We start from the raw sequence: 6,579 nt of genomic DNA, 5'->3' as shown, positions 1-6,579 counted from the left end.
GAGGCCGCGCGACGAGCACCGCGGCCCGGTGCGTCCGCTGCTCGCCCTCGCCTCGCTGCTCCCGCTCGCGGCCGCCGTCGGCGTCATCGCGATGACGCCTGCCTCCGAGCCGACCGCCGTCACCCGGGCGGAGACCGACTCCCGTCCCGGCGCGATGTCCAGCCGGTGCCCCGGGCCGCTCCAGGTGCCCGACGCCCTGCTCGAGGAAGCAGGCGATGCCGAGCTGTCCGTCGAGCCGCCCTCCACGAGCGTGGGGATCGGCTCCGTCGCCCTCGAACCCGACTCCTCCGTCCTGTTCGGGCGGGTGAGCAGCTCCGAGACCCTCCAGGAGGACGACGGCACCGTCCGCGCCCCTGTGCTCACCACAGAGGACTCCGAGGGCGACGTCGTCGAGGACACCACGGCCTCGGCCGATCTCGGCGTCGGCGTCCAGCAGGTCCCCACGCTCGAGGACTCCGCCGTGGTGCGCGCCGCCTCCGCCGAGGGGGGACGCCCGGTCGCCGATACGGCGCAGTCCACCGCGACCACCAGCGGCGACTTCCGGTCGCTCGCCCTGACCCGCTGCGCCGAACCGACCACGGACGCGTCGTTCCTCGGCGCCTCGACCGCCTCGGGCGACAGCTCCGTTCTGGTGCTGCGCAATCCGACCCAGCGCCCCGCGACGGCCTCGGTCCAGGTGTGGACCGAGGACGGGCCGGCGTCGATGGCGGGCCGCAGCCAGGTCGTCGTCGCACCCGGCGACGAGGAGCGCGTGCTGCTCGAATCCGTCGCCGGCGGGCACGAGGCCGTCGGCGTGCGGGCCTCGGTGCTCGGCGCGCCGCTGTCGATGCACATCCAGACCACCGAGCGCGACGGCCTCACCCCCGGCGGGGCCGAGATCCTCGACCCGCTCCCCGGGGCGGGCGTCGAACAGGTCATGCCGGGGGTGAACGTCCTGGGCACCGAGCCCGAGCTCGTGCTCACCAACCCCCAGGGCAGCGACACCACCGCCTCCGTCGCGGTCTCCGGGGCGGACGGCCCGATCGCCGCCGCCGGGCTCGAGGACGTCGAGGTGCCCGCGGGCACTGTGGTGCGGGTCCCGCTCACGGGGCTGAAGGACGGCTCCTACACCGTGAGCGTCACCGCGGCGGATCCCGTGCTCGCCGTGACCCGCAGCTCCGCGCTCGGCGCAGAGCTCTCGGGGGACACCCTCGGCACGCCCGTCGATTTCACACTGGTCTCCTCGGCTCCCGCACTGGGCACCAGCGGAGTCCTGGCCCTGCCGGCCGAGGGGGCAGCCGGTGGGCTGACGCTCACCGCCGAGACGGCCGGGTCCGTGAGCATCGTGCCGCTGGCCGCGGACGGCTCCGCCGGGACCCCGGTCGAGGTCGATCTCGCGGCGGACGCCTCGGTGTGGGTCTCCTCCCGGGCCCTCGCGGTCGATGGCGCCCCGGCCAGCGGACTCACTGTGGTCCCCGAGGTGCCGGGCGCCGTGCGGGCCTCCTGGATGCAGCGCGAGAGCGATGGCGCCGACGGGGTGCTGCTCTCCTCGCTGCCCGTGCTGTCCGCGCAGCAGAGCGGCGAGACGCTCACCGTGCGGGTGCAGGACTGACTCTCCCGGTCCGCAGTGTCCGCAGCGTCCGCCGGGACCGGCAGCATCCCACCGGCACCATCCACCGGGCGTGCGGTCCGCGTCCCTACTCGCTCCAGGCGCCGGGGTCGACGTCCTCCGGCTCGATGTGCAGCAGGGAGCCGATCTGCTCGGAGAGCACCTGGCGCACCAGGGTCTCCAGCTCCAGATCATCTGCGCAGCGGGTCTGGATCGGGCGGCGGTACACGATCACCCGTGCCGGATGCTCGCGGCTCGGCGGCAGCGCACGGCCCAGCAGCACCGTCGCGTCCTCCCACGGGGCAGGATCCGTCGGTGGGACCTCCTCGACCAGCACCTGGAGATGGGCCAGACGACGGGGGAAGCGTTCAGCGAGGGCCGCACCGGAATCGGCGACCAGGTCGTCGAACTGCTCCCGGCGGGTGCGATACCCGGGCAGATGCGGAGGGATCAGGTCCCAGCGACGACCACGGCCCCGTCGATCGCGACGGCGCGGACCCTGGCGCGGGCCCGGCGACCCCGGGCGGAGAGGCTCGACATCCATGCGTTCACAGTAGCGGTCTGCGCCACGTCCGGACCGGTCAGGGCGCGCCGCCGGGGGAGCGACGCACCTCCTGAGTAGACTGCCGGGCGTGCCAGCCCGTGAATGCTCCCGAACCGCCTGCTCGCGGCCTGCCGTGAGTTCCTTGACCTTCGTGTACGAGGACTCCACCGCGGTGCTGGGCCCGTTGTCACGGGTCAGCGAACCCCATGCCTATGACCTCTGCCGCGAGCACGCGGCCGGGATGACCGCGCCGCGCGGCTGGAGCTTGCTGCGCGGGCGCGGCGCGAGGAGGTCAGCGACGACCTGCTGGCCCTCGCGACGCCGTGCGCCCGCCCGCGCGACCCCCGCCTCCCTCACCCCGCCGCGTCGCGCGGCGACCCGACCTGCCGGGGCGTCCGGCGCGGCGCACCGGGCACGCGAGAACGCGGAGACGGGGCCGCGGCACCTGCATGTGCTCAGGGGCCCGGATGACTGACCTCCGCTCCGAGCGTCCCGAGGCAGGAGGTGCCGACCTCTCGCGACTGGTGAAGGCCTACGACGTGCGCGGCATCGCCGGCGAGGAGCTGAGCGTGGACGTCGCCCGTGCCCTCGGCGCGGCCTTCGCGGACTTCCTCGAGGCACCCGCCGTGATCGTCGCCCACGACATGCGGGTCAGCTCGCCCGATCTGGCCGACGCCGTGATCGACGGTGCCGTACGACGCGGAGCCTTCGTCGCCGATGCCGGTCTCGCCTCGACTGACCAGCTCTACTGCGCCTCGGGGCTGCATCGCGCCGCCGGGGTGATGATCACCGCCTCGCACAACCCGCCTGCCGACAACGGCCTCAAGCTGTGCCTGCCCGGAGCCGCTCCGATCAGCCGCGACACGGGCCTGGACGAGATCCGCCGCCGCGCCGAGGCCTACCTCGCAACGGGCGAGATCCCCACCACCGGCGAGGGCCGGGTCCAGGTGCTGGACACGCTGCCGGACTACGCCGGCACCCTCCACGATCTCGTCACGATCCCCTCCGAGCGCCCGCTGCGCCTCGTCGTCGATGCCGCCAACGCCATGGCGGGCCACACGGCGCCCGCCGTGCTCGGACGCCTCGATCAGCTGGAGCTGCGCCCGCTGCACTTCGAGCTCGACGGGACCTTCCCGAACCACCCCGCCGACCCCCTGAACCGTGAGAACCTCCACGAGCTGCAGGCCGCCGTGGTGCGCGAGGGAGCGGACCTCGGCCTCGCCTTCGACGGCGACGCCGACCGCTGCGTGGTGCTGGACGAATCCGGAACCCTGGTGCCGCCCTCCGCGATCACCGCGCTCATCGCCCGCCGCGAGGTGGCCCGCGCTCAGCAGTCGGGCCAGGAGCGTCCCGCCGTCGTCGCGAACCTGGTCTCCTCGCGCCATGTCGCAGAGACAGTGGCCGCAGCCGGGGGAGAGCTGGTGCGCTCACCCGTCGGCCACTCCTTGATCAAGGCGATCATGGCCGAGCACGATGCCGTCTTCGGCGGCGAGCACTCCGCGCACTACTACTTCCGGGACTTCTTCTTCGCCGACTCCGGCATGCTCGCCGCCCTGCACGTGCTGGCAGCGCTCGCCGAGACCGACGGACCACTCTCCGCCCTGGTCGCCGAGCACGACCCCTACCCCTCGAGCAGGGAGATCAACTCCCGCGTCGAGGATGGCGTCGCGGCCCGCGAACGGGTGCGCGCACACGTGCGCGAACTGCCCGGCGCGAGCACGGATGACCTGGACGGCCTGACCGTCGTGCACTGGGACGAGGGCGCCGCACCGGAGGACCGCTGGTGGTTCTCACTGCGGTCCTCGAACACCGAGCCGCTGCTGCGACTGAACGTCGAGGCGCAGCGCGAGTCCACGATGATCCGCATCAGGGACGAGATCCTCACGATCGCGCAGGACGAGGACCTCGCCCCGGCCGTCTCCGTATGGACCACCGACGGCGAGGAGCCCGCGCACGACGGCGACGACGCGCCCGTCGAGGACGAGACCGGTGGGGCCGACGGCGAAGGCCTGTCCGCGGAGGCCGGTGCAGCGCGTGCCGACGGCACCGCCCCGGTGGTGGAGAAGACGGCCACGGAGGATCCGCGCCGACTGCCGGCCGGTGCGAGCGGTGCGGACGTTCCCGCCTGGGTGCGGTCGCTGCTGCGCTGTCCGGACTGCGGCGGCGAGCTGCGGGACGTGGACGCCGCCCTGCAGTGCGACGGCTGCGCACGATGCCACCCGGTCCAAGACGGCATCCCGGTGCTGATCGCCGGGCGCTGACCTCCTGCGCTGGCTGCCAGCGCTGGTCTCCTGCGCTGACGTCCCGAGCACGTCTTCGCCCACGAGGCCTGCGAGCCCTCGGCGTGCGCTCCCGCTGACCCGCGGCCCCTGAGCCGCGCGGGGTCAGGCGCTGAAGGGGAACGCGCGGACTTCGTCCGCCAGCTCCTGGCGCCGGTTCTGCGCCCGGCGCAGCCGCTCCTCGTCACGGCGGGAGCGCTCGGCGAGCACCGCGGCCAGGAACTCCTCAGGAGCCGTGCCCGGTGGCGGCGCGGGAGCGACGAACGGGAGCGTGCGCCGCAGCAGATCGCGCGAGAGCTGCAGACGCGACTCGGGGTTGATCCGGGCCGCGCGGGGCAGGAACGAGCGGATGTCCTGCAGCAGCGTCACCGGAAGCCGTCCGACGTCAGCAGACTCCGCCCATGGCAGCAGGCGCTCGGGCACATCGGGGCGCTGCGGCTCGAGGGCCGCCATGCGCTCCTGGATCACGATCGTCCCGGCCAGCAGGTCGCCCAGGCGACGGGACTTGCGGTCGAGCACCGCGCAGGTGAGCGCGAGGGAGCCGGCGGTCGACCAGATCTCGAGCATCGCCATCACGGCGCGCAGGAGGCTCTGACGCACATGGACCGGCCCGCCGTCGTCCCGCACCACGCGGGTGCCCAGCGCGAGTCGGCCCACCGAGCGGCCGCGCATCAGCAGTTCGCACAGGACGGGATAGCCGACGTAGGCGGTGACGGACACCGTGATGATTGCGGCGGTGATCAGCCCGTCGTCGAGATCCGCGCGGGCGGCGGTGGCGACCACCGCGACGGTGCCGAGCGTGAGGAGCACCAGCTGGATCGCTCCGTCGATCGCCGCCGCGAGCATGCGCGAGGGGAAGGACGCGGTGCGCAGATCCAGCAGCACGGCGTCCCCGGTGATCATCGCGTCTGCCTCGGTGCGGTGCAGGACCGGTGCGGCGGAGCCCATCGTTGCCATGACCCCATCCTGTCAGCAGCGCGCCCGGGCAGTCAGCACCGACCGTCGGCTTCCGGAGCATCGGCCTCCGACTTTCGTCGGCGGTCGTGGGCGTAGCGAGAACCTACGCTGAAGTGGTGGACACCGACGCATTCATCGCCGTGCACCGACTGCAGTGGGAACGGCTCGCGACCCTGACACGAGCCCGCCGGCTCGATGCGGCCGGCATCGACGAGCTGCTCGCCCTGTACCAGGAGACGTCAACCCACCTGTCGACCGTGCGCTCGACGAATCCGGACCCGGCGCTCACGGCCCGGCTCTCGCTGCTGCTGCACCGAGCTCGCCTGCGCATCACGGGTGCCCGGACCCCTCTGTGGAAGCACGCCCGCACGTTCCTGTGGGAGGACCTCCCCGCGGGGCTGTACGAGGCTCGCTGGGCGGTGGCGCTCTCCGCAGCGATCTTCCTGGTCTCGGCGGTCCTGACCGGCGTGTACTTCGGTACCGATCCCGTCGCCCGCAGCCTCGTGCTGCCCGAGGAGGCGCAGCGCTCCCTGGCGGAGCGCGATTTCGTCTCCTACTACTTCGAGGGGCAGGCCTCGGGGTTCGCCGCCCAGGTCTGGACGAACAACGCCTGGATCACCGTGCAGGCCGTGGTGTTCGGCGTGACCGGGTTCTGGCCGCTGATCATGCTGGTGCAGAACGGCCTGAACGTGGGGCTCTCCGGTGGCGTGATGGGCGCTTACGGCGGGCTGGACACCTTCTTCGTGTACCTGCTACCGCACGGCCTGCTCGAGATCACCGCGGTGCTCGTGGGCGCCGGTGCCGGGCTGCGCACCTTCTGGGCCTGGGTGCGCCCCGGCTCTCTGCCACGACGGTGGGCGCTGTCGCACGCCGCGCGGGCACTGGTGACGGTCGCGATCGGTCTGGTTCCGGTGCTGCTGATCTCCGGCGTGCTCGAGGCGTTCGTGACCCCCAGCTCGCTGCCGCCCGCCGTGCGCATCGGCCTGGGGGTCCTCGCGTGGGCGGCCTTCATGGTCTTCATGCTCGGGCGCGGCCGTCAGGTGCATCGTCGCGGAGTCACCGGGGACCTCTCCGAGGAGCTGGTGGGCGACAGCGTCGCCACGGCGGGCTGACGAGGACCCGAGGCTCGCGCTCGCCTCGCCTCGCCTCGCCGCGCCGCGCCACGGCCGACTGACGAGTACCCGTGGCTCGCGCCGCGCCGCGCCGCGCCT

General features: G+C 73.3%; 6 protein-coding genes. 4 read left to right on the top strand and 2 right to left on the bottom strand.

Going from position 1 to position 6,579, the window contains the following annotated elements:
• A partial coding sequence (locus CIK81_RS10080) for a DUF5719 family protein (protein ID WP_346218056.1) occupies positions 1-1,591 on the top strand: 1,591 nt, incomplete at its 5' end.
• Positions 1,592-1,676: 85 nt separating this feature from the next.
• On the opposite strand, the gene CIK81_RS10075 is transcribed toward CIK81_RS10080, so the two are convergent.
• On the bottom strand, positions 1,677-2,132 hold the full coding sequence (locus CIK81_RS10075; RefSeq protein ID WP_096163463.1) for a metallopeptidase family protein: 456 nt from the start codon (positions 2,130-2,132) through the stop codon (positions 1,677-1,679).
• A gap of 133 nt (positions 2,133-2,265) precedes the next feature.
• On the opposite strand from CIK81_RS10075, the gene CIK81_RS10070 reads away from it, so the two are divergent.
• Both CIK81_RS10070 and CIK81_RS10065 read left to right on the top strand, forming a co-directional pair.
• Positions 2,266-2,607, top strand: a complete 342-nt coding sequence (locus CIK81_RS10070; RefSeq protein WP_241964106.1) for a DUF3499 family protein — start codon at positions 2,266-2,268, stop codon at positions 2,605-2,607.
• On the top strand, positions 2,600-4,393 hold the full coding sequence (locus tag CIK81_RS10065) for a phosphomannomutase/phosphoglucomutase (RefSeq protein WP_114355662.1): 1,794 nt from the start codon (positions 2,600-2,602) through the stop codon (positions 4,391-4,393). The genes CIK81_RS10070 and CIK81_RS10065 overlap by 8 nt, the downstream gene beginning before the upstream one ends.
• Before the next feature lie 123 nt (positions 4,394-4,516).
• Here the strand turns inward: CIK81_RS10065 and CIK81_RS10060 are convergent, their stop codons facing one another.
• Positions 4,517-5,368 carry an RDD family protein gene (locus CIK81_RS10060; protein ID WP_114355661.1) on the bottom strand — a complete coding sequence of 284 codons (852 nt, stop codon included), beginning with the start codon at positions 5,366-5,368 and terminating at the stop codon, positions 4,517-4,519.
• 116 nt (positions 5,369-5,484) lie between these two features.
• Here CIK81_RS10060 and CIK81_RS10055 point away from each other — a divergent pair, with 116 nt between their 5' ends.
• On the top strand, positions 5,485-6,480 hold the full coding sequence (locus CIK81_RS10055; protein WP_114355669.1) for a stage II sporulation protein M: 996 nt from the start codon (positions 5,485-5,487) through the stop codon (positions 6,478-6,480).
• The last annotated feature ends 99 nt before the right edge of the window (positions 6,481-6,579 follow it).

This window comes from Brachybacterium sp. JB7 (assembly GCF_003335205.1).
GTDB classification, from domain to species: Bacteria; Actinomycetota; Actinomycetes; order Actinomycetales; family Dermabacteraceae; genus Brachybacterium; species Brachybacterium alimentarium.
The sequence above is the reverse complement of the archived record's forward strand: the minus strand, read 5'-3'. Positions and strand labels throughout refer to the sequence as shown.

Bases quoted from the DNA above. Each gene is read 5' to 3' on its own strand.
- CIK81_RS10075 (WP_096163463.1), bottom strand. From the start codon at position 2,132: ATGGATGTCGAGCCTCTCCGCCCGGGGTCGCCGGGCCCGCGCCAGGGT.
- CIK81_RS10065 (WP_114355662.1), top strand. From the start codon at position 2,600: ATGACTGACCTCCGCTCCGAGCGTCCCGAGGCAGGAGGTGCCGACCTC.
- CIK81_RS10060 (WP_114355661.1), bottom strand. From the start codon at position 5,368: ATGGCAACGATGGGCTCCGCCGCACCGGTCCTGCACCGCACCGAGGCA.